The sequence below is a fragment of the Enterococcus sp. AZ104 genome (genome assembly GCF_050546705.1).
GTDB classification, from domain to species: Bacteria; Bacillota; Bacilli; order Lactobacillales; family Enterococcaceae; genus Enterococcus; species Enterococcus faecalis.
Map to the genome: position 1 here is coordinate 2,183,255 of NZ_CP172952.1, position 23,264 is coordinate 2,206,518.

The window sequence follows — 23,264 nt, forward strand, 5'->3', positions numbered from 1 at the left end:
ACATACCCTATTACTATACAGGATTCCCTTTACTTTTTCAAGATGTTTTTATGATTTCAAGACAATTTTTTTATCCGTTATTTTCTTCATGAAATGCGCATCATGCTCAATCACTAGCATTGCAGGCCTCACAGATAAGATTAGCGCTTCTAATTGTTGATGATTAAACACATCCAAGTAATTAAGGGGTTCATCCCAAATATAAAGTTCAGCTGATTGAGACAATGATTTGGCTACTTCGACTTTTTTCCGTTGCCCCATACTCATTTGTTCAATTCGATTAGTGAAAACGGCGCGCTCCATCCCAAGTTTTCGTAAGTTATTTAAAAATTGGGTGTAATCTAACTGATTTTTCTCTGCAAATTCGGATAAAGTTCCTTGATTGTCTTCATAATCTTGGCGCACATAAGAAATGGTTAATTGGTGAGCCAAAGTGGCTTCTCCTTCTGAATCTCCAGAAAAATCCCCCAACAAATACTGAATCAAGCTCGATTTTCCTGAGCCATTTTTTCCTGTTATTCCGACAATTTCTCCCGCGTTTATTGAAAAAGAAATTGGCGTAAATAGCCAATTTTTCTCGTAGCCTAGACGAAGCTCTTCCACCGTCAATAATGTTTTGTGATGCGTTGGCTGATAATCCATTGACAAAGGATCAATATACTCAAGATCTTTTAATAGTTTTTCTTTTTCTGCTAATTGTGTTTCGGCACGTTGTTGAATGTGTTTCGAGCGCTTCATTACGCGCGCTGCCCGGGCACCAATGGCTCCTGTATCAAAAATCGCCCCGCTTCCTTTTTCTTTAGCATTGCCGTACTTATCACCTTCACGGTTCATCGACCATTCCGCTTTTTTACGAGCGGTTTCTTTCAAGCGATTGACTTCTTTTTTGATTTTTTCATTTTCTGCTAGTTCAAAAGCATCTCTTAATTTTTTTTGCTCTTCATAAATAGAAAAATTCCCTTGATACAGTGTCAATTGACTTTTTTCAATCGCCAAAATATGATCAACCACTTCATCAACAAATGCCCGATCGTGGCTGACTAAAATAAATCCATGTTTCTTTTTCTTCAAATATTCAGCCACTTGTTGTCTGCCAGCTAGATCTAAATGATTTGTTGGCTCGTCAATTAAAGGAAAGGCATTTTCTTCAATAAAAAGAAGACCTAATAAAACTTTCGTCTTTTCGCCGCCTGATAAAGAAGAAAAGGGCCGCCATAAAACTTCAGGATCAACGTTTAAAAGCGTTAATTCTCGTTCTAATTCCCACTGTTCAAAAGAAGTCACCTCTTGTAAGACATAATAAGTGAGCTGTTGTTCTTCTGCAACTTTTTGTGGAAAATAGACGAAATCGACTTGATGAAGAATCTCTCCTTGGTAATCCAACTGCTTTTGTAACAATCTTAATAAGGTTGTTTTCCCACGGCCATTGCGGCCAATCAATCCTAATTTCCAATTGGTATCCATCGTGATATTTGCCTGATCAAAAAGCAACGCTTCTTGATTATCATAGGCAAAAGATAGTTGTTTTAGTTCAATTTTCGACATAAATATACCTCCATAAAGCAAAATTGATGCAGCTTTACGGAAATCAGCGGCATCAATCCAAGGTATACAAAAAGACCCGTGGTTGAATTCTTTAAGCTAATTTCCGAAAATCCGCACACTCCACCCGTTATATTCAGGCAAAGTTATACAGTTTCTCTAAAAAATTAACTTAAATTTTCAACGCACGAATCCCTCTTTTCGTCTTTTATTATCTAGAATTTAGCATCTCTTCACTGATTTGTCAACGAAGGCCCCTTGCTTTCATTCTGATAAAAATTTAAATTATTCGCTAAAACACAAGCGATTGCCTAGTTCCCCGCCATTTTTTGTGTTAGACTTCCAATGAAAACATATTCTAATGAAGAAGGTGCTGAAATGGAAGAGTTACGCTTTAATAGTGTTTTTGATATTATCGGACCTGTTATGATTGGTCCAAGCAGTTCTCATACAGCTGGAGCGGCAAGAATTGGAAAAGTGGTTCGCAGTATTTTTGGACAGCAACCTGATAGCGTTGACATTTATTTATATGAGTCTTTTGCCAAAACTTATCGTGGTCACGGAACAGATATCGCCTTAGTTGGCGGCCTTTTAGGTATGGAACCAGATGATGAGCAATTAGCCAATTCTTTGGAAATTGCTTATGAACAAGGAATGGAAGTTTGTTTTATTCCTAAAAGTGAAAAAGCAGACCACCCTAATTCCGTTAAAATTGTGGTTTCTTCTGGCGACCGAAAACTATCTGTGACAGGAATTTCAATTGGTGGTGGAAACATTCAAATTTCTGAATTAAATGGCTTCAAATTGTCTTTAAGTATGGGCACGCCAACATTTATCGTTGTTCATCAAGATGTTCCTGGCATGATTGCTAAGGTGACCAACATCCTTTCAGCTAGCGATATCAATATTAGTACAATGACCGTTACCCGAGAATCTAAAGGGGAAAAAGCGATTATGATTATTGAAGTTGATCAAGCCGAAGTCGGTGACATTGTCATGCAATTAGCTGAAATCCCTCATATATATAGCGTTAACTATTTTGACTAAATGAACGTAAAGGAGTAATACGATGTTTTATTCAATTGAAGATTTGGTAGCTCAAGCGAAAGATTACCCTTCTGTGAGCGAATTAATGATTGCAACAGAAATGGCTCATGGCGGGTATTCTCGTGAACGAATTATTGAAACAATGGAAAAAAATCTAGCCGTTATGAAACAATCCGTCGCTGAAGGAATCGCTGGTGTTACCTCAGTAACAGGGCTAACTGGTGGCGATGCAACCCGCTTAAATGATTACATACATTCAGGCAACTTTTTAAGCGGTGAGACCATTTTACAAGCCGTGCGAAATGCGATTGCTGTTAATGAAGTTAATGCAAAAATGGGCTTGATTTGTGCTACACCAACCGCAGGCAGTGCCGGAGTAGTTTCTGGCGTCTTGTTGGCAGTTATTGACCGCTTAAAGTTAACGCATCAGCAACAATTGGATTTTCTATTTACCGCTGGGGCTTTTGGCTTAGTGATTGCCAATAATGCCTCAATCAGTGGTGCCGAAGGTGGTTGTCAAGCTGAAGTCGGTTCTGCTAGTGCAATGGCAAGTGCCGCTTTAGTTGCGGCTTCTGGCGGTACGCCTGATCAATCTGCTCAAGCTGTAGCCATTACGATAAAAAATATGATGGGTCTCATTTGTGATCCTGTTGCGGGACTTGTTGAAGTCCCTTGCGTGAAGCGAAATGCATTAGGTTCTTCTCAAGCCTTCATCTCAGCTGACATGGCTTTAGCGGGGATTCGAAGTGTCATTCCACCAGATGAAGTCATCCACGCAATGTACCAAGTGGGTCGCCAAATGCCACAAATTTTCAAGGAAACCGCTGAAGGCGGTCTTGCGGTGACACCAACTGCACAACGTTTAAGCAAAGAAATTCTAGAGAAACAAAAATAGAAATAACTATAGCAAGAAGCTTACAGAAAAAAACGTCCATTCGTTTTTTCCGTAAGCTTCTTCTTTAATCACTTGTTCCGCCTAAACCAACCACAGCGACAATTCCATTCATGACATCTTTCATCGTTTCACCCACAAATGAAACGGTTCTACCATCAATGCGTTTAATCATTGGTAACATTTCAATGCGATCTGCTTGTGCTGTCGTCACACATTGCAATTTTACAGTTGCAGGTGTTTGCAAGGCATATCGGGGTAATTCAGACAACGCAAAGGAAGTTAACACCTGACTTGTAGTTGCTACGATAGCTTCCCGAACTTGTTGCATGGGTCTATTTTTGATTGCATAACGTCCCAGAGATTCTTTGGTGGAAACAAAGGGGACTTCGGGCATCATTTTTTCTTGAAAAAGTTGTTCCTCTAAGCCTGATTCACCGATAATTAAACCAACAGGGACACCTAATTCGCTAGCGTAAGCTGCATTAATTGTCGTTTCATTCATCGCTAAGTCGTTTATTTTTAAATCATAAGCAACACTAGCGCTATACCCATGATCCATATTCCCTTTTTGTTTACCAATACCGGCATGATAACCTAAGAAAAAGACCACATCATAGCTACTATCCAAGCCACTCATCATATAATCCATGCGAGGAAAGCCGCTCACTAAGGAAATTCGTTCATCCATTTCTGCCAAGCGCGCATAAGCTAAATTCAATCCACGGCTATGCGAATCGGCAATAGTAATTTCTGTAATTTGTTCATTTTTGGTACTCTTTTGAATCCCTTCAATCAACCAAGCCACATGTTGGTGATATAATTCTCGGAATAAAACGGTGTCTTCTTTTTCCATATCAAATGTCGCAATACCTGCTAATCCTTCAATATCGCATGACACATAAATCTTCATTTGTTCCACTCCTTTGACAATGGCTGAACCAGTGCTTGAATTTTGTCGGCGTCTAAATTTTTGATTAATTGAATGACTAATTCTTTCGCCGCTTGGTAATCTTGAAAATCTACATAGCAATGGGGTGTGTGAGCGTAACGGACAGGAATTCCTACAACAATCGTCGGGGCTCCTTGAACTTGTGTAATCGCCATGCCATTGGTTCCACCACCACTTCGAACAGAAACTTGAACAGGAATTTTGTGTATTTTAGCAATCTCTAGTGCATACTCTTGAAATTCCGGATTCGTAATCATAGAAACATCAAAATAACGTAACATCGGTCCTTTTCCCATTGCTGATTGAATCATCTCTGGCGTTTCTGCCGTATCATCAGCCGGGCAGCCTTCGAAAACAATAGCTAAATCAGGATTGACTTGCTTTGCGGCAATAAGTGCTCCTCTTTCGCCAACTTCTTCTTGTGCAGTTACTGTCGCAACTAACTTGAATGGAAGCGTCTCTTCTTTCAACTCCTCCATGACATCCACTAAGCAAGCACAGCCAATGCGACAATCAAAAGCTTTTCCTAAAAAAAGATCTGTCTGTTCGTTGTAACAGCACGTCACATCTGGAATGACCGGTGCACCAAGATCGATTTTGTACGTTTCAATTACTTCTTCTTTTGAAGTAGCACCAATGTCGATCGTCAAATCAGCAATGGTTAACGGCCGCTGACGTTCCTCTGGTGTCATAAAATGAGGGGGTCGACTAGTAACTACGCCTGGCAGATAGGTGCCTTCCCGGTTACGAATCCGAACTTTTTGTGCAGAAATCGTATTAGGGACCCAGCCACCTAACGGAAGAAAACGCAACAAGCCGTTTTCTTTAATTGCTTGAATCATAAAACCCACTTCGTCACTATGGGCATCAAAAAGCACAACTGGACCTTCACTTAGATTATTTTTCTTCTCAAGATATAAATTTTTAATGGCATCTAGCCGTTGAATAGTAAAATCTGCAGTTGCGTGTTGAAGGATTCTAACGACTTCTGTTTCAAAGCCTGAAACACCATTAGCATTTGAAAGTTCCTGAATTAATTGAACAGCTTGACTTTTTTTCATTTTTTCCCAACCTTTACTTGTCACTGATAGAGACTGATTTGTAATAGCCTGAACCTAATGGACCATAGACTAAATTTTGGACAGAATCGGCCACTAAGCGTGCTTCTGTTAATTGATAAAGAGGAACTAGGGGTGCTTCTTCCGCAACCAATTGATCCGCTTTTTGTAATGTTTTCCAACGTTCTTCATATTTATTTGCATAAGTTACGTTTGCTTCTTGAAGCAACTGATCAAAGGTCTTATTAGACCATTTACCAAAATTATTGGAATTTTTTGATTGCAATAGGTTTAAGAAGTCGATTGGATCAGCATATACTGGCGTCCAGCCACCAACCACAATGTCGAAATCTCCGCTGCGACTTTTTTCTAAACGATTATTAAAAGGAACTGGCGAAACATTGACTGTTAAATTTTCTAAATTATCTGCTAAAGCTCCTTGAACATACTCACTGATTTTTTTAGCATTTTCTGTATCCGAACTTAAAATCGTTAGCTCCGCTTTTTCAATTCCTAATTCTTTTTTAGCCGTTTGCCATAACTCTTTCGCTTTTTCTGGTTCACTAGGATTTAAATCTCCTAATTCCTCTGCAAAATCTTTTTGCGTTTCTTGATTAGTGAAACCTGTTGGCACGAAGCCAAGTGCTTTTTTTGAGCCATCATTTAAAACATTTTTAGCTAAACGTTCAGAATTCAATGATAATGCTATCGCTCGACGTGCATTCTTATTTGCCAAAAGATCTTTTTGCGTATTTAATTGGATATAATACGTTCCAGGAATTTCACGAATTTTCAAAGCTGCATTGCCTTGTTCTTGTGCAACAATTTCTCCAGAAATTTTTACAACATCTAATTCTTTCCCTTCGAAAAGATTTTTCCCAGTATTGACTTCTTTAACGACTTGGACATCCACCTTATCTAGCGAAACATTCGCTTGATCCCAATAATTTTTATTCTTCACATAGGACCAAGTATTATTCGTGCCATCCCAACCTTCTAATGTGAAGGCGCCATTGTAAAGTGTTGACTCAGCTGATGTACCATAGTTTTTGCCCGTTTTTTCGACAAATGCTTCATTTAAAGGATAAAAAGCTGGTACCGCCAATAATTGTTGAAAATAACTCATAGGATAGCTTAGCTCTACTTCCAAGGTATGGTCATCAATGGCTGTTACCCCTAACTCTTCTTTAGATTTGCCACCGTCAACAATAGCACGATAATTTTTTAGCCCTTCAAAGTAATAAGCTTGCGGGGAAGCTGTTTTTGGGTCCACTGTGCGCTTCCAAGAGTATTCAAAATCATTGGCTGTGATTGGCTCGCCGTTACTCCATTTTGCATCTTTTCGAATCGTAAAAGTATAGCTTAAACCATCATTAGAGGGCTGTACTTTTTCAGTTGCCAATGCTGGTTTAGCTTCTCCTTTTTCGTCAAAGGAGAAAAGGCCCTCTCCTACTTGACTCATTACATCTGCTGCGGTATTATCCATTGCCAACGACACGTCTGCCGTTGATAATTCCGAATCAATCCCGACCCGTAATACCTGTTGTTCTTGCTTTTTGGTTTCTTTCCCAACACTTCCACAGCCCGAGAGAAGTAAAACCATGATTGCTGCCAAAGACAGCCTTTGCTTTGTTGCCCTTTTCATAAAAACACCTCATTTTTTTATTTTTTGATACCTTTTTCCCACAAAATTATTTATAATCTGATAAAGGAGGTTTGCTCATGAACTTAGATTACTTAAAAGAAACGTATCATTTAACGAAAACAGAAAGTCAGATTTTGTATTATTTGGATCAACAAAGTACGAACGCGGCCGATTTGAGTATTCGAGAAGTTGCCAAACACTGCTTTTCTTCGCCTAGTTCCATCATTCGTTTAGCCAAAAAATTAAATTTATCAGGTTATAATGAACTTATTTACAAATTAAAAGAAGCCCATTTTTCTCAGCCAATCCCTTTTGAAACAGCACCTTCATTTGAAACAACCAACGAGTTTTGTCGACTGCTTGCCAAACACAAGAGTCATTTATTTGTTATTTTAGGTCATGACTTTTCACGACATTTGGCGGCTTACATTAGTGAAGTTTTCAATTTTCATGGCATCCCCAGCATCACAACAGCCCATACTCATTCGATAAATAGTCAAAATAATCAGAATTTTCTTTTTATCATCCTTTCACATTCTGGTGAAGAAAAATACTTAAAAGAAACAGCTCTGCTTGCGAAAGAGAAAAAACATCCTATCATTTCTTTTGTTGGCGCCAAAAATTCAACTCTTGGTCGACTGGCAGATCTCGTTTTTTCAACTGACTCTTACAGCCCGTTTTCAACAAGTGTCGCTCAGCCACAAATGTTTTTTGGCCAAACATTAATCACCTTTGAAGCCTTGATTTGTGCTTATTTAAATCATGAGGACTCCATTCCAATATCTCCTAAAAATAAATAATTTTATTTATTATAGCTGAAAAAAGCTATTTTGCTAGCCAAAGTATAGAAAAAGGCACATGTTCCTTTTTTTATGGAACATGTGCCTTTTTGCTATTTTTTACTCGGCCATAGAAATTCGATTAGCAATTGATCTACTTCAGGATTTTCATGTAATTGACTATGTTGTGCATTTTCTCCTTTAATAATCTGGCTAGTGACTTGAGTTCCTCGCTGTCTTAGCAAGGCGTTGACTGCTAAGGCACTAGATAACGGCACCGTTCCATCACTTAAATCTGTTGCACTTAATTGACCACCAATTAATAAAATGGGCAGTTTTTCTGGAACAACATTAATCATCTCTTGATAATCCAAATAGCGGCTACTTTTTTCTGTGGGGCCGTTTTCTAGTTCCGTTTCGATGGTTTGCTGTTGACTCGTATTAATAAAATCATTGAAGGGTGCTCCAATGCTGACGAATTTTTCAATTTTAGGTAACGATGCGTCTTGCCCATAGGTTCCTAAATAACGTAAGCCACTAACACCGCCCATAGAGTGCCCGACAATATTGGCTTTGTTCACTTGATAATTTTTTTGTAAATAGAGTAATGTGTTTTTTATCCATTCTGTTTGATTCCATTCATTGTTTTTATTATCTTCAAATAGAACTTGAACACTGGGATTCGTCGCTTTGCCACTTAAAGCTCCTCGCTCTTTAACCACGGTCCCATCAGGTTTAACGAGTAGCACTAATTCTTGAGTTGTGGCACCTTGTTTCTCCAAGCGATGCAGTAACGAGCCAAACGAATTTTTAGTTCCTGCGTAACCATGAAAAAAAAGTGTTGGTGTTGTTGTGCGGTTTAACTCAACAGTTGCTTCTTTTGTGGCGGCTTGATTGTCATTCTTCGTGGTTGCCCCAATTTGGCAAGCACTTAATAATAGAACAAGACCCATTAGCAAAGAAAAATAACGATATTTTTGGGCATGTTTCATTTTTTTCATTCCTTTCTGCGATGAACTAAAAAAGGGCTTGGAAAAGAAGTCAGTTGACTGCTTTTCCAGACCCTACAATCTGTATCAATCAGCTGAACAATAGTTTGTCAGCTTGTTTATTAATCAATGTTATCGACTTGTTCAAAGTCTAATTCTGTACTTGTTTCACGACCAAACATATCGATGTTTACTTTTAATTTTTGTTTTTCTTCATCGATTTCTGTCACAACACCTTCAAGACCAGAAAAGGCACCTTCGATAATTTTCACTGTATCGCCTAGCGCTACTTCTAAGTCTGATTGACGGGTGCTCATGCCAATTGAACGTAAAATGTGGTTAATTTCTTCTTGTAATAAAGGAGCGGGTTTACTACCGGCACCATGTGAGCCTACAAAACCAGTTACGCCTGGCGTGTTACGAACAATATACCAAGAATCATCGGTCATAATCATTTCCACTAACACATAACCAGGGAAAGTTTTATGAACGATTTCTTTTTCTTTACCATTTTTGACTTCTTTTTCTGTTTCTTCTGGTACAACGACACGAAAAATATAATCGCCCATCCCCATGCTTTGTGCACGTGATTCAATGTTTGCTTTTACTTTATTTTCATAGCCTGAATAGGTGTGCAATACGTACCAATTTCTTTCAAAAGTTTCCATTACTGATTCGGCTCCTTTAAATGTTTTAGTTTATTTTTTTCGAGCAAATAAAAAAAGCTCAGTTTCCCGAAGCTTTTTCTCGAATACTATTATAGCACCCCTCGTCGGGAAATACTAGAATTAATTATTTCAAAATCCAGCCAAATGCCGTTTGGATAACAGTATCCATGATAAAGAACAATGCTGCAAATAAAATAGATGTTTCAATTACAACTAATGTATCTTTACGCAATTGTTTTTTTGTTGGCCAAGTTACTTGCTTCATCTCATCAGCAACGCTGCGGAAAAATTTCATGTTGATACCCTCCTCTAAATCTATTTCGTTTCTTTATGTAACGTGTATTGATTACAATATTTACAGAATTTATTGATTTCTAAGCGTTCGCCACGTTTACCTTCACTAACGGATTTAGAATAGTTGCGAGAGCCACAAACGGAACAAGCAAGAGCTGCTTTCTTTGTTGCCATGTTCTTCGACCTCCTCTATTCACAAATTTACTTCTTAACAGTACCATTATTCGAAAAAGTTGTCAAAGTTTAATTTACTTTTTAAAGAAGCGCTGTGCCGATTCTTACGTATTTTTTTACCATTATCGCGAATACGTGCTTGATTTCTTTTATAAAATATCTGATTTTTCTTTATTTTCTATTTATTTTAACAAAATTGCTTTTATTCTGAGGTCTCAGCTATTGTTTTCTGCTAAGTTATGATATGATAAATTTATTAAAAATGAACCCTTAGGAGGCCTGTTTATGTTATTAAAATCTGTAGTTATTAAAAAAGATAATTTAACAACCGTCAATGAATCTTGTACTCTAGAAGAAGCTCTTTCTATTTTAGAAGACTCAGGTTACCGTTGTGTCCCAATTTTAGACGAATCTGGAAAAATTTTCCGAGGAAATATCTATAAAATGCATATTTACCGCCACAAAGCAAACGGTGGCGATATGAGTTTACCTGTTACCTATTTGTTAAAAAATGCCACAAAATTTATTTATGTCAACACTTCATTTTTCAAGGTATTTTTTACTATTAAAGAACTACCTTACATTGCTGTTCTAGATGAAAATAATTATTTTTACGGCATTTTAACACACAGCACCTTATTAAATATTTTAGCGCAATCTTGGAATGTAAAACAAGGGAGCTACGTTTTAACAATTGCTTCAGTTGGTCAACAAGGCGACTTAGCAGCCATTTCAAAAATCATTGCCAAATATAGCAGCATCGCCAGCTGTATTACATTGGATGTTGATAGTGAAGAATTTGTTCGTCGCACACTTATTACTTTACCAGCCGGCACAACTGCCGAAACGTGTACAGCCATTGTAGAACATTTAGAGCGGAAAAACTTTAAAGTTGTAGAATTGGAAAATTTAGAAGACGAGTAAAAGAGATGACTCACTTATCTTGATACAAATAAAAAGAAATGGAACAGGTGACAATACACAATCTGCTCCATTTCTTTTTACGTTTGTCTTTTAATATATTTTTGGGAAAAAATTAGTATCAGTATGCCGAACAGCACTATAAAATAGTTTGCTACCGAAATCTTTAACAAAGGTATATTTAGATAATCTACTATTTTTTTAGGAACATACATCAACAGAAAAGTTGTTAGCCAAAAGAACATCCTATTACTCTTTTTATTGGCGTAATACGCACTCATAAAAGATATACCAAAAATGATACCAAAAAAAGTTGTATAAAAAGTGATTTCTGATTCTTTTTTAACAGCTAACTGAACAACTCCTAGAATAACCATCACTATAAATAGAATTAGTAATGTGTAATTAATCCAATAAAAAAACAATCGTTGCATTTAATCACTTCTTTTCCTAAAATTTAAAAAGTACGATGCTGATAACCAATCAAAGGGGCACCTTTGTAACGATAAACTCCTTGCTTATAGAGCGCTACCCAACCGTTTCCATTACTATCAAAAATTTTTGCTAACCTTTCTCCTTCAGTAATTCCATCGCTGCTTACACTTGAAGTATCCTCTGCCAGAACTGTTACACTAGGAACTATTATCGTGCCAAATAAAATCAGGGTTGCTAAACAAATCAATTTTTTCATAATAAACATCTTCTTCTATCAATCTTATATATACAACAAGTATATAAGTTCATTGTATCACATTCATTTTAAAAAATAAGTTTTTTCTCGTTATTATAAAATCAAAAACTAATTGTTTTATCCCTTAAAACAAATAATCTTTATTTAATAAGTATAATTTTCTATCGAATATTTAGAGCGCAAAAACTTTAAAGTTGTTGAATTAGAAAACTTAATAGTAACCTAAAAAAGAAGTAATGGTCTGTGCAGTAGGAAACAGACCTGAAAAACATCTGTCAATCAGCTTGTTATATTTAGCTCTTGGTATCTCACTCCAAAATAAATTGTTTATCGCATATAATAGGTACGTCTTATGATGAACTTACTTTGGAAATCATTCGAGAAGCAACAATCCAAATCGTTCCAATTGTGCGGGTATTATTATTGGCGATTTACTTAGGACTTTTGCTACCTTTTCAATCCCAGAATTATCTCCATTCACTTGAACACTTTAAAAATCAAAAGAGCCTGGGACAAAAATCACTGTGGATTTTTGTTCCAGGCTCAAAACCTGATAAACGGTGGGAACAGAAGCAACACTATGCATTGCTTCGATCTCAACAACTTCTAAGATGTTTTCTCGACATGCGTCTCGTCACAGTATAGCCTTCAAAAGAGCTACAGCTCTAAGAGTTGTGATGTTTAACTGTGAGACATAAACAGATGACATCATCGTGCCTACTTAGTTCTTGGAGTTAAACACTTCTGTCCCGTCCTCTTTTGGCAACTAATGAAGTACTTCTAGACTTCTTCACCAATAATTCGAACTTCCGTTTGCAATTCAACATCAAATTTTTCTTTAATCACTTCTTGGATATGTGCAATTAATTCCACATAATCTGTTGCGGTTGCATGATCGATGTTAACAATAAATCCCGCATGCTTTTCGGAAATTTGAGCACCGCCCCATTTTAAGCCTTGTAAGCCTGCGTCTTGGATTAATTTTCCTGTAAAATGACCAACAGGGCGTTTAAAAACACTGCCACAAGAGGGATACTCTAGCGGTTGCTTCAGTTCACGAAGTTCCGTTAATTCATCCATTTGGGCTTTAATTTCTGCATGGTTTCCTTTTTCTAAAGCAAACGTAGCTTGCAAGACAATACAATGTAATTCTTGAATTTCACTATGACGATAACGGAAATTCAGGTCTTCTTTCGTCATTGTTTGGATAGTTCCATCTGCCAACAGCACTTCTGCAGACTGGAAAACATCTTTAATTTCCCCGCCGTATGCTCCAGCATTCATATAAACAGCACCACCGACACTTCCTGGAATGCCACAAGCAAATTCAAAACCAGTTAAATCAGCTGCTAAGGCTTCGTAGGTTGTATCAATCAGCTTGGCACCAGCATCCACAATCATGGTGGTACCGGCTACTTTGATTTCTTTCATTTCTGTTAGCATAATCACGACATCGCGAATACCGCCATCACGAACAATCAAGTTGCTAGCATTGCCTAATACTAACCATGAAAGTCCTTGTTCTCGGCAATACGCCACAATCTCTTCAACTTCTTTTTTTGTTTTGGGTAAGGCCAACACATCAGCTGGGCCGCCTGTTTTGGTAAAGGTTACGTTTTTTAATGGTTCATCTACTAATAAAGTAATTTCGTTTAATGTTTCTAACATAGCTTTAGTGTTCACGAAAGTTAGTCCTTTCTTTTCAAAATATCTGTCTTATTCTAGCATGATAGAAAGAAAGTTGCTAGTCCTCTTTAAAGAACATGCCGTTGTTGTTGGCGTAGCATTTCTTCACATAACGCATGACTTTCATAGACTTTTTCTTGTTTTAACTCTTGCTCTTGCGGTTTTTGAATGGCCTGGATGAAAGCAGTAACCATTTGGTAAAAACCTCTTTTTTCCAATGTTGGCGTCCAATCTCCCATCTCTTTTACTTGGTATTCTTCTTCTGTTTGGATGGTCAAATGCGTTAAATTTTCCAAGCGATAAGTACCTGTGGGGCTAGTGACTTCAAAAGTTTCTGTATTGGCCCCAGAGTGTAAATCCATGGAACAAACAATCGTTGTCTGTTCGGTTTCTAATTGTAAAATTGCTCGTTTTAAATGACCGTTTTCTTCCACTAATTTTGACTGCACCACGTGGAGCGGTCCTTCCGCTAAATAAACTGCGGTATCAACGACATGTAAAAATAAATCATACATCATAAAACTTGTTTCTCTCGTTGTATTGATGCGGTTCTTTTTAATAAAAATTGTTTGTTTTTCAGGAATATTTTTCAATACTTCCGTATAAGGGGCAAAACGACGATTGAAACCAACCATCAGGCGCAGATTTTTTGCTACTGCCAATGCTTGTAATTCTTTGACTTCAGCAAGCTCTTCACTTAAAGGTTTGTCCACAAAGACGTGAATACCAGCCTGTAATAATTGGCGAACGACTGCACCATGCACTTTTGTGGCTACATGGACAAAGCAAGCATCAATCTTTGCTTCAATCAATTCTTCTATGGTCCCAACGGTTTCTGTAAAGCCATACTGATCAGCGATTTTTTGTCGTGTTTCTGGGTTCCTAGTTGCTAATACAAACTCTGCCAAGTGGCGGCATTCACTATAAGTTGGCAAATACGCTTTTTGTGCAATATTTCCTAAACCAATGACTCCAATTTTCATTCGTTTGTCCTCATTTCTGCTCTTTTTACTATTTTATCATAGACTACTTCTTTCCAAAAATCAGTCATTTTCTCTTTTTCTTTTCAAGTATTTAAAACTTCTTTAAAAAGTATTAGAATAGAAGAAAGCACCAAGCGACCTTTTCTTTGGTTCTGGTTTGCACTGAAACGAGCAAAAGCGTTTCTTATTTGAAAGGAGTTTCAACAATGAAATGTATTTCTTGGAATGTCAACGGCTTACGAGCGGTTGTTAAAAAGAATTTTATGGATGTTTTTAATGAATTAGATGCAGATTTTTTCTGTTTACAAGAAACAAAATTACAAGCTGGGCAAATTGATTTAGAACTTCCTGGCTATCATCAGTATTGGAATTATGCCGAAAAAAAAGGCTATTCTGGCACAGCAATTTTCGCTAAAGAAGAAGCGTTAAGTGTTCGCTATGGCTTAGGTATCGAGGCTCACGATCAAGAAGGCCGCGTGATCACTTTAGAATATCCAGAATTTTTCATGGTCACTTGCTACACACCAAACTCACAAGCTGAACTAAAGCGTTTAGCTTATCGAATGACATGGGAAGATGCTTTTCGTGCCTATTTAAACGAATTAAATCAAGAAAAACCCGTAATTCTTTGCGGTGATTTAAACGTAGCTCATCAAAAGATTGATTTAAAAAATTGGAAAACCAATCAAAAAAATGCGGGGTTCACGCCTGAAGAACGGCAAAAATTTACTGAGTTGTTAGACAGTGGCTTCACTGATACATTCCGTTATTTTTATCCAGAAGCTGAAGGCATCTACTCATGGTGGAGTTATCGCTTTAACGCACGAAAAAATAACGCAGGATGGCGGATTGACTATTTCGTTGTGTCAGAATCCTTGAATGAACGTTTAGTCAGTGCTAAAATCCATACAGATATTCTTGGTAGTGATCATTGTCCAGTGGAAGTTGTACTTGATTTTTAAGTGTTACTCAACGCGTTGAAAGGAGTTTTTTTTAATGAACTTTTACGCTTTTGACTTTGAAACAGCTAGTTATGATAAACATAGTGCCTGTTCCATTGCAATTGTTAAAGTAGAAAATAGTCGGATTGTGGATGAATTTTACACGTTAATCAAACCAGAAACACCTTTTTTCTGGCGAAATACGCAAATTCACGGCATTCATGAATCAGATGTTGTCAATGCGCCCAAATTCCCTGAAGTCTGGCAACAAATTCAGCATTGTTTTCAACCAAATCGGTTAGTGGTCGCTCACAATGCAAGTTTCGATTGTAGTGTTTTGGCTGGCTGTTTAGATTACTATGGCTTAGAACAACCTAATTACCTTTCTTTATGTACAGTCAAAACGAGTCGCAAACTGTTTCCTGAATTTCCTAATCATAAATTAAATACCGTTTGTGAAAACCTCAATATCACTTTAAATAATCATCATGATGCTTTAGAAGATAGCCGAGCTTGTGCCGAAATTCTTTTACAGCAAGAACAACGATTTGGGGTTGAACCTTTAAAAAAATTAGTATTGGTGAAATAATCCAGTTCTTGTTTCCAGCGAGGGCGTTATCTCTTTCATTGGCTAGTTGGCAGGAGATAACGTCTTTTCTTTTACATAACTTTTCCGCTAAAACAAAAATTTTTCAGAAAGGACGCGATGATGTATTCGATTCTTTACTTATTCACAGACTCTCTCAAAAATGCGTGGCGCTCAAAAAACCAATTTAGTACGTTGATTCTTATCTTTATTATTAGTTTTCTGACTTTTTCTGCTCTATTATTGACTTTGTTGTTTTCTCGATGGCTTTCACAAATGATTCTTCTTGACAATTATGCAGTGATTCCTCCCTTGACAATTTTCAGAGGTTTGGCTGGAATCAGCGCTGGAACACTCTTTTTCTTCCTGATTAGTTATATTTGCCGAACTTTCTTCCTAACTTTTTTAGAGCAAAAAAACGACTTACTGATCTTAGCTCTTTTAGGTACGACAAAATTACAAATTTTAATTAGCTATGCCTTACAACCCCTCTATTATTTGATTTTTGTTTTGCCTTTAGCTGCTTTTCTAGCTAATAAGCTCATTCAACAGTTTATCCATGATTTTTTCAGCGAGGTACCTGGTTTAATGCATATCGATAGCTACATGCAAGATGTCTTTTTACCACTAACAGGAAGCCTGTTGTTCATTTGCTGTTGTGTCTTTTTAATTCTTTTTAGGAAACTCAATCGCTTAATCAAAAAAGGTACTTGACTAACTATGCGAAAAAAGTGAGAAATACGTCATCTCGACGTATTTCTCACTTTTTTGAATGACTTAGGTTCTTTAGGTTAATTACTTTTTTCCGCCTCTTTTAAGCCAAGGCTTCAATAATTTCGGTCATTGTTTTTGAACCAAAAATCATTTGTTCGCCATCAATCAGCATTGCTGGAACGCTCATAATTTTCTTTTCTTTTTTCAACTCTGGAAATAGACTAATGTCCACCATTTCTGCTTCCACATGAGGATTAATTGATGCAATACGTTGGCAAGCCGCCACGACATCGGGACAGAAATGACATGTTAGTGAAACAAAGATTTCTATTTTTCTTTTTGGCAATGCAAGTATGTTCTTTTGCAGACTTGCTTCTAACGGCTGCCCCTCGCTGCCGACATTATAAACCGCCAAAACCAACGAGTTTACTTCATGGCCACTAGGAATACCACTAAATTTAATTCCTGTATAGTTTCCTGCCGCATCTAAGAGCACAACGCTAGGCATTTTTTCAATCCCATACAGCAATTCTTTGGCTGGCTCAGTATCTTTCAAAATCGTTTCTAAAGTAATCTTCTGATCCAGACTTGCAAATTCTGTTAAGAATGACTGAAGTTCCAATGATTTTTCATCACTTGCATCCAAAAACTGAAGCAATGTCACTTTTTTGGTTAGTTTAGCGAAAATACCGCTTAATTGTTGGCGCATACTTTCTGGGAACCACTGATGCTTACCAGTAACTTTCGCTGGCTGTTTTTCTTTTGATTGCTGACTGTTTGTTTCAGGGGCAGATTGATTAGCTAATCGTTCAGTCATTCGCTTCGTTACAATCGGTTGGCCCGCCTGTGTTTTTTGTTCTGTCACGTAACGTTGCGCATGAGTGGCGGCAATTGCACCGTCTGCAACCGCCGTCACAATTTGACGTAATTCTTTTATTCGCAAATCTCCTGCTGCATAAACTCCGGGAATATTGGTTTCCATATTTTCAGTTGTTGGCACATACCCACGGTCTAAGGCAATTTTTCCTTCAAAAATTTCTGTACTTGGTTTATTTCCAGCAAAAACAAACAGGCCAAATGTACTGTCTTTTGGTGCTTCATAAACCGTTTCTTCTCCCGTCTGGTTATTGACAAACACAGCTTTTCGGACAAAATCATCTCCCGTAATTTCTTTCACTTCTGTGTTATAAACAATCTTAATTTTCGGGTGATTTTTAGCCGCCTCCGCAGTTAATTTTGCACATGTAAAATCGGGTTCTCGGATAATCATCGTTACTGATTTACCGTAACGTGTCAAATAAACGGCCTCTTCCGCTGCTGCATAACCGCCACCAATCACAAAAATATCTAGGCCTTGGAAAAACTCCCCATCACAAGTAGAACAATAGGCCACGCCGCGTCCTGTAAATTCACTTTCACCAGGGAAACCAATTTTACGAGCAGAGGCCCCTGTCGCAATCAATACTGCATATGCTTGATAGGTTTGACTCGCTGATTGAACAGTTTTTATCGTTTGACTAAAATCAACATCAATAATCTCGTCTTTTGTAAAAGCTACACCGAAGTCTTGTGCTTGAATGCGCATTTCTTCCATTAGTTCTGGACCTGTTGTGTGACGAATCGCTGGATAGTTCACAATTTCAGAAGTCGTCGTTACCTGTCCGCCAATTTTGTCTTTTTCAATAATTAAGGTATCCATCATTGCGCGACCTGCATAGATACCTGCAGATAAAGCAGCTGAGCCGCCACCAATAATAATCAAATCGTAGATTTCTTCTGTCACTTGCTTCTCCTCTTTCTTCTGTGTTTCAGAAAAAGAGCTGAACAAAACATTTTCTCTGTTTTATCCAACTCTTTGACCTCTATTTACAAAGCGAATTTAAATTTTACCAACTAAATCTAAGCTTGGCGCAATTGTTTCTTCTCCTGGTTGCCAATTGGCTGGACAAACTTTATCACCATGTTCTGCTACAAATTGAGAAGCTTCTAATTTTCGAACAAGTTCTTCAGCATTACGACCAATACCCATGTCGTTGATTTCATAAGATTTGATCTCACCTTCTGGACTCACAATAAATGAAGCACGGTAAGCCATTCCAGAAGCTTCATCTAAAACGCCAAAGAAACGAGCAAGTTGACCGTTGGGATCGGCTAACATTGGATATTTAATTTTTCCAATCGTTTCTGTAGCATCAGCCCATGCTTTATGCACATAATGACTATCTTCTGAAACAGAGTAAACCTCACAATTTAATTCCTGTAAATGCGCATAATGCTCTTGCATATCCCCTAATTCCGTAGGACACACGAAAGAAAAATCAGCTGGATAAAAGAAGAAAATACTCCATTTTCCTAAAATATCTTCTGTTGATACTCGTGTAAATTCACCATCGTGATAGGCATCACATTCAAAGTCAAAAAGTTTTTGATTAATTAAATTCATTGTCGTTCCTCCTCTGTTTTTTTACTCTTTAATGATAACAATTTATAATTATTCCGTCAATAGAATAATTATAAACAAACAAGGTTTTATTAACGAATAATACTGTCCTATTGAGAATTTTATGATTATCATTCTCAATTAGAAATAGCGAGATAACTTTTTAAATAACATAAAAAAGAAAGAGAATCATTAAAAGAACTTGCTTTTTAATGATTCTCTTTCTTTTTGTGAAGACATTCTTTAACTATCTAAAATAATCGTTTCTTTCTCTTTGGTAATTAAAATAACTCCATCACCAAGAGGAACTAAAGTAGAAGTTAAATCAGGGTGAGCCATGACTACATCTAAAAATTGGTTTAATTTACGATGAATCGCTCGATTTTTTTTCGGTACTTCCTCAGCAGGGTCTAAAATTGTCCCAGCTTGAAATACATCATCCACCATCAAAACGCCGCCAACTGGTAGCAACCGTAAACATTCAGGTAAAAATTCAATGTATTTTGATTTGGCACTATCCATAAAAATAAAGTCATAAGGTCCTTCCAACGTTGGTAGAATCTCAGCTGCTTGTCCTTCTAAAAGAGTGACCTTTTCTTCTAAGTCTAGGCGTTGGTAGGTTTTCTTCGCTTTTTTTATCATTACGTCAAAACGATCAATCGTGGTCACGTGACCATCTTCACCGACAAATTGGGCCATCAAGCTTGAAGAAAAACCAATTGCTGCCCCGATTTCTAAAATATTTTTGGGCTTTAGTTGTCCTAGCAAAAATTGTAGAAAAACTACTGTTTCGTGCGGAATAATCGGCACCCCTGCTTCATTGGCTTCCGCCTCCACTGCACCTAATTCTCCGGGAAGTTTCTTTTGTTTTGTACGCATATACTCAACCAATTCTGGTTTAACGACTGGTCGATGCATCATTTCGTTTCTCATCACTTTCGCTCCTTTTCGTCCCTTTATTATACGAAGTCCTTGTTCCTCTGTAAAGGATTGAAATAGGATTCTTATTATTTGTTTGAAAATAACATGCACATTCTTAACTTCCTAGCTAAGTGCGGATTACTTCTTGTAAGCACATTTTTTCTTTGTTTCTGCTATTTTTTATTAAGTTTTATTCAGAAAACGTCAAAAAGTAGCCCTCAAGAACATACCTATTGATTTTTTCTCGTTATTTCTTATAAAAATATTTCTACATATGTTAATATTTTCCCTTAAATCACTATTAATTCTTGCTATTTCAAGCCCCAAAACAAGCCTATAACCTTGCTAAAATAAGAAACGTCAATTTTTACTACTTTGTCTGTAAAAATTTGATATCACAAAAGAAAGGAAATCTTGTATACTCTTTACAGATAGTGATTTATAGTGAAGCACATAACCAAATTCCCGGACTTGACTTGGTTCAAGTACATATGCAGGCGAGCTATTTGATAGTTCCCTGATAAAAATCGTTTCGACGATTTTGCACATAGCACTACCTTTCTAAAAGCTAAAAATTATTTTTAGCTAGAAAAAAGACAACCGTTTGAAACGGCTGTCTTTTTTTTTAATAAATTAACCCAAGCAAATCTTCTTTTTCGATATTGCCAAAGTATTTTTTAACGTCAATTTGATCAATGGCTTCTTCTAAAGAAGCTTTATCATATTTCACGCCGGTTAAAATATCTTCAACATCTTTAATTTCACCAAGCCCAAAGAAGTCCCCAAAGATTTTAATTTCTTGAATGGCACCATCCGCCACATTCATTTTCATTTCAATTGAACCAATTGGAAAACGATGGCGACGTTCTAAGTTAAATGCAGGTGATTTACCATAATTCCAATCCCAATTGCGATAGTATTGCTCTGAAATTTTGTTAATAGCCGCCCAGTCTTGATCAGTTAATTCATACGTTTTAACTTGGTCGATCGAATCTACGCCGAAAATTTTCAAAAGAATTTCTTGGCGGAATTCTTCCGTTGTCATCTCTTGTTTATCTTCAGATAAAAATGGTTTAATGTTTGTTACCCGTGAACGAACAGACTTGATACCTTTAGATTCGATTTTATCTTTCCGTACTTTCAATGTATTTACAACTTCATCAATATCACTATCAAACATTAAGGTTCCATGTGCAAACATGCGGCCGTTGGTAGCGTACATCGCATTTCCTGAAAACTTCATATCATTAATCACTAGGTCATTGCGCCCTTTTAATTCGGCACCTTCAACGCCTAAGTCGTGCAATGCTTGAATAATTGGTTGGGTAACTTTCGCAAAATCACGGAAAGAGTTGCCGTCATCTGGCATAATAAAACTAAAATTCAAATTACCATGATCATGATAAACGGCGCCGCCGCCACTTAAGCGACGAACAACATGAATGCCGTGCTCATCTACATATTCTTTGTTAATTTCTTCAATTGTATTTTGGTTACGGCCAATAATGATTGACGGCTCGTTAATGTAAAATAAAAGAATGGGCTCATCTAAAGGCATTTCTGTTAACAAATATGTTTCAATTGCTAAGTTCACTCGTGGGTCATTATTTTCATTCGGTACAAAAATCACAATCGGTTCTCTCCCTTGGTATAGTTACTTTTTTAAATCTCAACTGTTAAATCTGGTTGGGCTAATGTCACTGGAATTTCCGTTCCAGCATAGTTTTGCGCTTCTTCCCGTAGTTGTTCCAATGACCCATGTTGTGGTAAATGGGTCAACATCAATTGTTTGACTTGTGCGGCTTTGGCAATTTCACCCGCTTCTCTTGACGTAAAATGTGCATGATGTCGTTCATTACCTTCAAATAAGTACGTATCCGCTAAGAATAAATCGGCGTCTTTTGCAAAGTCTTCAAAACTTGCTAAGTAACCAGAGTCTCCTGTAAAGACAAAGACTTTGCCAGTCGCTTTTTCAACAATCCGCATCGCGTAACAAGTGACAGGATGAATCGTTTCCATGAAAGTAATTAAAAATGGTCCTACTGCCAACTCTTCTGCTTCAAAATACTCTTTCCCTTCGGAAACGTTAGGAAGCGTTAGTTCTTTGAAATGCATTTGATCTTGTGTATGGCCATATATTGGCAAAATAGGCGTCGGTTCCAGCGTTGGATAAAGCTGACGATAATATTGTAAAACGCCTAAATCTGCGATATGGTCATGATGGTAATGCGACAGAATGACAGCATCTAATTTCAATGGATCTAGATAGTTTTCTAAACGCACTAATGTCGTACTGCCTGCATCAATAAGCAAATGAAAGCCTTCAGATTCTAACAAATAGGAACTCGTTCCTTCTCCTTTGTATGGATAAGCACCTAAACAGCCTAAGACAGTCAATTTCATGTGTGGACAACCTCCTTCAATACGATACTTCCATGTTACCATAAAATAACGGAAAAACGAGGTTAAAACGCTTAAATTTTCACAAAAAGACCAAAGAAAAAACCTGAACCCTTTGTCGAGATAACGAAGGATTCAAGCTTCTTTTTTATTCTTCGGCTAAACCTTTTTCTTCTAAGGCAGTTTGATAAAAACTAGCTAACGCTACATAGTTATAAGGAATCACCCATAATAGACCGATACCAATAGCTAAAAAGCCCACAATATACCAACCAATAAAAGAAAATTGTAAACATAAATATTGCCAAAAACGATTTTTCATTAAATATAACGCCTGTTTCAACGCCATCATAATTGGCAGTTCTGGATTATCAAAACGTAGCCACACAGCAAATTGAAAAACGCCACTCACAAATAAACCAATTAAAAAGATCAAGATAGTGGCAACGCCAAACGCTAGGAAAAAGGAAAAATCATTTAAGAAAAAGGCTTGGATTTCCTCTGGTGTAACTGTATTAAACATCAATTTGAAATACAAGGTTGTCCCTGCCCCAAATAAAATTGGTAACAAAAATAACAAACCAATTACACGTTCAAGTACTTTTTGAAGTAGGTTGACCACAAATAGCGGACCATAATATTTTCCTTGAAAAACACTCATTAAAATATTGACCCGCACCTTTTCACCACGCAACACCTTCAAGGCTGCGTAATATAGCGCATAACTTAACGCGAATAAAACAAAAATTTGCAGTAATACTGCGGCAAAACTACTTTGAAAAACTTGATTTTCACCAGAAAATAAATTTTGCACAATCGATGTTAAGAAGCTCTGTAAAACCACTCCTAAGAAAGTTAACCAAGCCATGATCCCCCATTGCCCATCAAGGGCTCTGCGAGCATTGGCACGATGTTGCGAATTTGTTACTAAACTTTTCATT

Annotated in this window: 24 protein-coding genes; 7 read left to right on the forward strand and 17 right to left on the reverse strand. The window is 37.2% G+C overall.

Annotated elements, in window-relative coordinates:
- Nucleotides 1-48 precede the first annotated feature (48 nt).
- Nucleotides 49-1,545: an ABC-F type ribosomal protection protein Lsa(A) gene (gene lsa(A), locus IGJ37_RS10370; RefSeq protein WP_252671547.1), complete on the reverse strand. Its 1,497-nt coding sequence runs from the start codon at nucleotides 1,543-1,545 to the stop codon at nucleotides 49-51.
- Between the two features lie 375 nt (nucleotides 1,546-1,920).
- Here lsa(A) and sdaAB point away from each other — a divergent pair, with 375 nt between their 5' ends.
- Both sdaAB and sdaAA read left to right on the forward strand, forming a co-directional pair.
- Nucleotides 1,921-2,589, forward strand: coding sequence for an L-serine ammonia-lyase, iron-sulfur-dependent subunit beta (sdaAB, locus tag IGJ37_RS10375; protein ID WP_002414070.1), 669 nt, complete (start codon nucleotides 1,921-1,923; stop codon nucleotides 2,587-2,589).
- A 22-nt stretch (nucleotides 2,590-2,611) separates the two neighbouring features.
- Nucleotides 2,612-3,484, forward strand: a complete 873-nt coding sequence (gene sdaAA / locus IGJ37_RS10380; protein WP_002362308.1) for an L-serine ammonia-lyase, iron-sulfur-dependent, subunit alpha — start codon at nucleotides 2,612-2,614, stop codon at nucleotides 3,482-3,484.
- Nucleotides 3,485-3,548: 64 nt separating this feature from the next.
- Here the strand turns inward: sdaAA and IGJ37_RS10385 are convergent, their stop codons facing one another.
- From IGJ37_RS10385 to IGJ37_RS10395, 3 genes are read right to left on the reverse strand one after another with little or no spacing between them, the layout of a single operon-like run.
- Complete coding sequence (locus tag IGJ37_RS10385; RefSeq protein WP_128705360.1) at nucleotides 3,549-4,394, reverse strand: M55 family metallopeptidase; 846 nt, start codon at nucleotides 4,392-4,394, stop codon at nucleotides 3,549-3,551.
- Complete coding sequence (locus IGJ37_RS10390; protein WP_002356417.1) at nucleotides 4,391-5,494, reverse strand: M42 family metallopeptidase; 1,104 nt, start codon at nucleotides 5,492-5,494, stop codon at nucleotides 4,391-4,393. The genes IGJ37_RS10385 and IGJ37_RS10390 overlap by 4 nt, the downstream gene beginning before the upstream one ends.
- A 13-nt stretch (nucleotides 5,495-5,507) precedes the next feature.
- Nucleotides 5,508-7,136, reverse strand: a complete 1,629-nt coding sequence (locus IGJ37_RS10395) for a peptide ABC transporter substrate-binding protein (protein WP_002362523.1) — start codon at nucleotides 7,134-7,136, stop codon at nucleotides 5,508-5,510.
- Between the two features lie 77 nt (nucleotides 7,137-7,213).
- On the opposite strand from IGJ37_RS10395, the gene IGJ37_RS10400 reads away from it, so the two are divergent.
- Nucleotides 7,214-7,936 (forward strand): MurR/RpiR family transcriptional regulator, encoded by a 723-nt coding sequence (locus IGJ37_RS10400; protein ID WP_002367202.1) that lies wholly within the window; start codon nucleotides 7,214-7,216, stop codon nucleotides 7,934-7,936.
- 92 nt (nucleotides 7,937-8,028) lie between these two features.
- Here IGJ37_RS10400 and IGJ37_RS10405 read toward each other — a convergent pair whose 3' ends face one another.
- From IGJ37_RS10405 to rpmG, 4 genes are all read right to left on the reverse strand, one after another.
- A complete protein-coding gene (locus tag IGJ37_RS10405; protein WP_002370533.1) occupies nucleotides 8,029-8,916 on the reverse strand; it encodes an alpha/beta hydrolase in 888 nt (295 codons plus the stop codon).
- 110 nt (nucleotides 8,917-9,026) lie between these two features.
- Complete coding sequence (gene nusG / locus IGJ37_RS10410) at nucleotides 9,027-9,572, reverse strand: transcription termination/antitermination protein NusG (protein ID WP_002384070.1); 546 nt, start codon at nucleotides 9,570-9,572, stop codon at nucleotides 9,027-9,029.
- A 124-nt stretch (nucleotides 9,573-9,696) separates the two neighbouring features.
- Nucleotides 9,697-9,867, reverse strand: coding sequence for a preprotein translocase subunit SecE (gene secE / locus IGJ37_RS10415; protein WP_002356409.1), 171 nt, complete (start codon nucleotides 9,865-9,867; stop codon nucleotides 9,697-9,699).
- A gap of 20 nt (nucleotides 9,868-9,887) precedes the next feature.
- Nucleotides 9,888-10,040, reverse strand: coding sequence for a 50S ribosomal protein L33 (rpmG, locus tag IGJ37_RS10420; protein ID WP_002356408.1), 153 nt, complete (start codon nucleotides 10,038-10,040; stop codon nucleotides 9,888-9,890).
- Nucleotides 10,041-10,325: 285 nt separating this feature from the next.
- On the opposite strand from rpmG, the gene cbpA reads away from it, so the two are divergent.
- Entirely contained in the window at nucleotides 10,326-10,964 is a 639-nt protein-coding gene (gene cbpA, locus IGJ37_RS10425; protein ID WP_002365057.1) for a cyclic di-AMP binding protein CbpA, read from the forward strand.
- Between the two features lie 454 nt (nucleotides 10,965-11,418).
- Here the strand turns inward: cbpA and IGJ37_RS10430 are convergent, their stop codons facing one another.
- The 3 genes from IGJ37_RS10430 to IGJ37_RS10440 all read right to left on the reverse strand — a co-directional run bounded on the left by IGJ37_RS10430 (nucleotide 11,419) and on the right by IGJ37_RS10440 (nucleotide 14,321).
- Nucleotides 11,419-11,652 carry a hypothetical protein gene (locus tag IGJ37_RS10430; protein WP_252671545.1) on the reverse strand — a complete coding sequence of 78 codons (234 nt, stop codon included), beginning with the start codon at nucleotides 11,650-11,652 and terminating at the stop codon, nucleotides 11,419-11,421.
- A gap of 780 nt (nucleotides 11,653-12,432) precedes the next feature.
- On the reverse strand, nucleotides 12,433-13,320 hold the full coding sequence (murB, locus tag IGJ37_RS10435; protein WP_002387193.1) for a UDP-N-acetylmuramate dehydrogenase: 888 nt from the start codon (nucleotides 13,318-13,320) through the stop codon (nucleotides 12,433-12,435).
- An 86-nt stretch (nucleotides 13,321-13,406) separates the two neighbouring features.
- Complete coding sequence (locus tag IGJ37_RS10440) at nucleotides 13,407-14,321, reverse strand: Gfo/Idh/MocA family protein (protein ID WP_002362516.1); 915 nt, start codon at nucleotides 14,319-14,321, stop codon at nucleotides 13,407-13,409.
- Nucleotides 14,322-14,527: 206 nt separating this feature from the next.
- Here IGJ37_RS10440 and IGJ37_RS10445 point away from each other — a divergent pair, with 206 nt between their 5' ends.
- From IGJ37_RS10445 to IGJ37_RS10455, 3 genes are all read left to right on the forward strand, one after another.
- The gene (locus IGJ37_RS10445) at nucleotides 14,528-15,283 is read left to right on the forward strand and encodes an exodeoxyribonuclease III (protein WP_002367205.1); all 756 of its coding nucleotides are present in this window, start codon (nucleotides 14,528-14,530) and stop codon (nucleotides 15,281-15,283) included.
- A gap of 34 nt (nucleotides 15,284-15,317) precedes the next feature.
- Nucleotides 15,318-15,851 carry a 3'-5' exonuclease gene (locus tag IGJ37_RS10450; protein WP_002356400.1) on the forward strand — a complete coding sequence of 178 codons (534 nt, stop codon included), beginning with the start codon at nucleotides 15,318-15,320 and terminating at the stop codon, nucleotides 15,849-15,851.
- 120 nt (nucleotides 15,852-15,971) lie between these two features.
- On the forward strand, nucleotides 15,972-16,562 hold the full coding sequence (locus IGJ37_RS10455; RefSeq protein WP_025187916.1) for a hypothetical protein: 591 nt from the start codon (nucleotides 15,972-15,974) through the stop codon (nucleotides 16,560-16,562).
- Between the two features lie 100 nt (nucleotides 16,563-16,662).
- Here the strand turns inward: IGJ37_RS10455 and IGJ37_RS10460 are convergent, their stop codons facing one another.
- The 6 genes from IGJ37_RS10460 to IGJ37_RS10485 form a co-directional block, all read right to left on the reverse strand.
- Nucleotides 16,663-18,345, reverse strand: a complete 1,683-nt coding sequence (locus tag IGJ37_RS10460; protein ID WP_010827704.1) for an FAD-dependent oxidoreductase — start codon at nucleotides 18,343-18,345, stop codon at nucleotides 16,663-16,665.
- Between the two features lie 96 nt (nucleotides 18,346-18,441).
- The gene (gene ahpC / locus IGJ37_RS10465) at nucleotides 18,442-19,005 is read right to left on the reverse strand and encodes an alkyl hydroperoxide reductase subunit C (protein ID WP_002356396.1); all 564 of its coding nucleotides are present in this window, start codon (nucleotides 19,003-19,005) and stop codon (nucleotides 18,442-18,444) included.
- Nucleotides 19,006-19,245: 240 nt separating this feature from the next.
- Nucleotides 19,246-19,935 (reverse strand): O-methyltransferase, encoded by a 690-nt coding sequence (locus IGJ37_RS10470; protein ID WP_002381418.1) that lies wholly within the window; start codon nucleotides 19,933-19,935, stop codon nucleotides 19,246-19,248.
- A 613-nt stretch (nucleotides 19,936-20,548) separates the two neighbouring features.
- Entirely contained in the window at nucleotides 20,549-21,553 is a 1,005-nt protein-coding gene (locus IGJ37_RS10475; protein ID WP_002356394.1) for a lipoate--protein ligase, read from the reverse strand.
- Nucleotides 21,554-21,585: 32 nt separating this feature from the next.
- Nucleotides 21,586-22,326: an MBL fold metallo-hydrolase gene (locus IGJ37_RS10480; RefSeq protein ID WP_002356393.1), complete on the reverse strand. Its 741-nt coding sequence runs from the start codon at nucleotides 22,324-22,326 to the stop codon at nucleotides 21,586-21,588.
- A 145-nt stretch (nucleotides 22,327-22,471) separates the two neighbouring features.
- On the reverse strand, nucleotides 22,472-23,263 hold the full coding sequence (locus tag IGJ37_RS10485) for a DUF975 family protein (RefSeq protein WP_002365061.1): 792 nt from the start codon (nucleotides 23,261-23,263) through the stop codon (nucleotides 22,472-22,474).
- Nucleotide 23,264 lies beyond the last annotated feature (1 nt).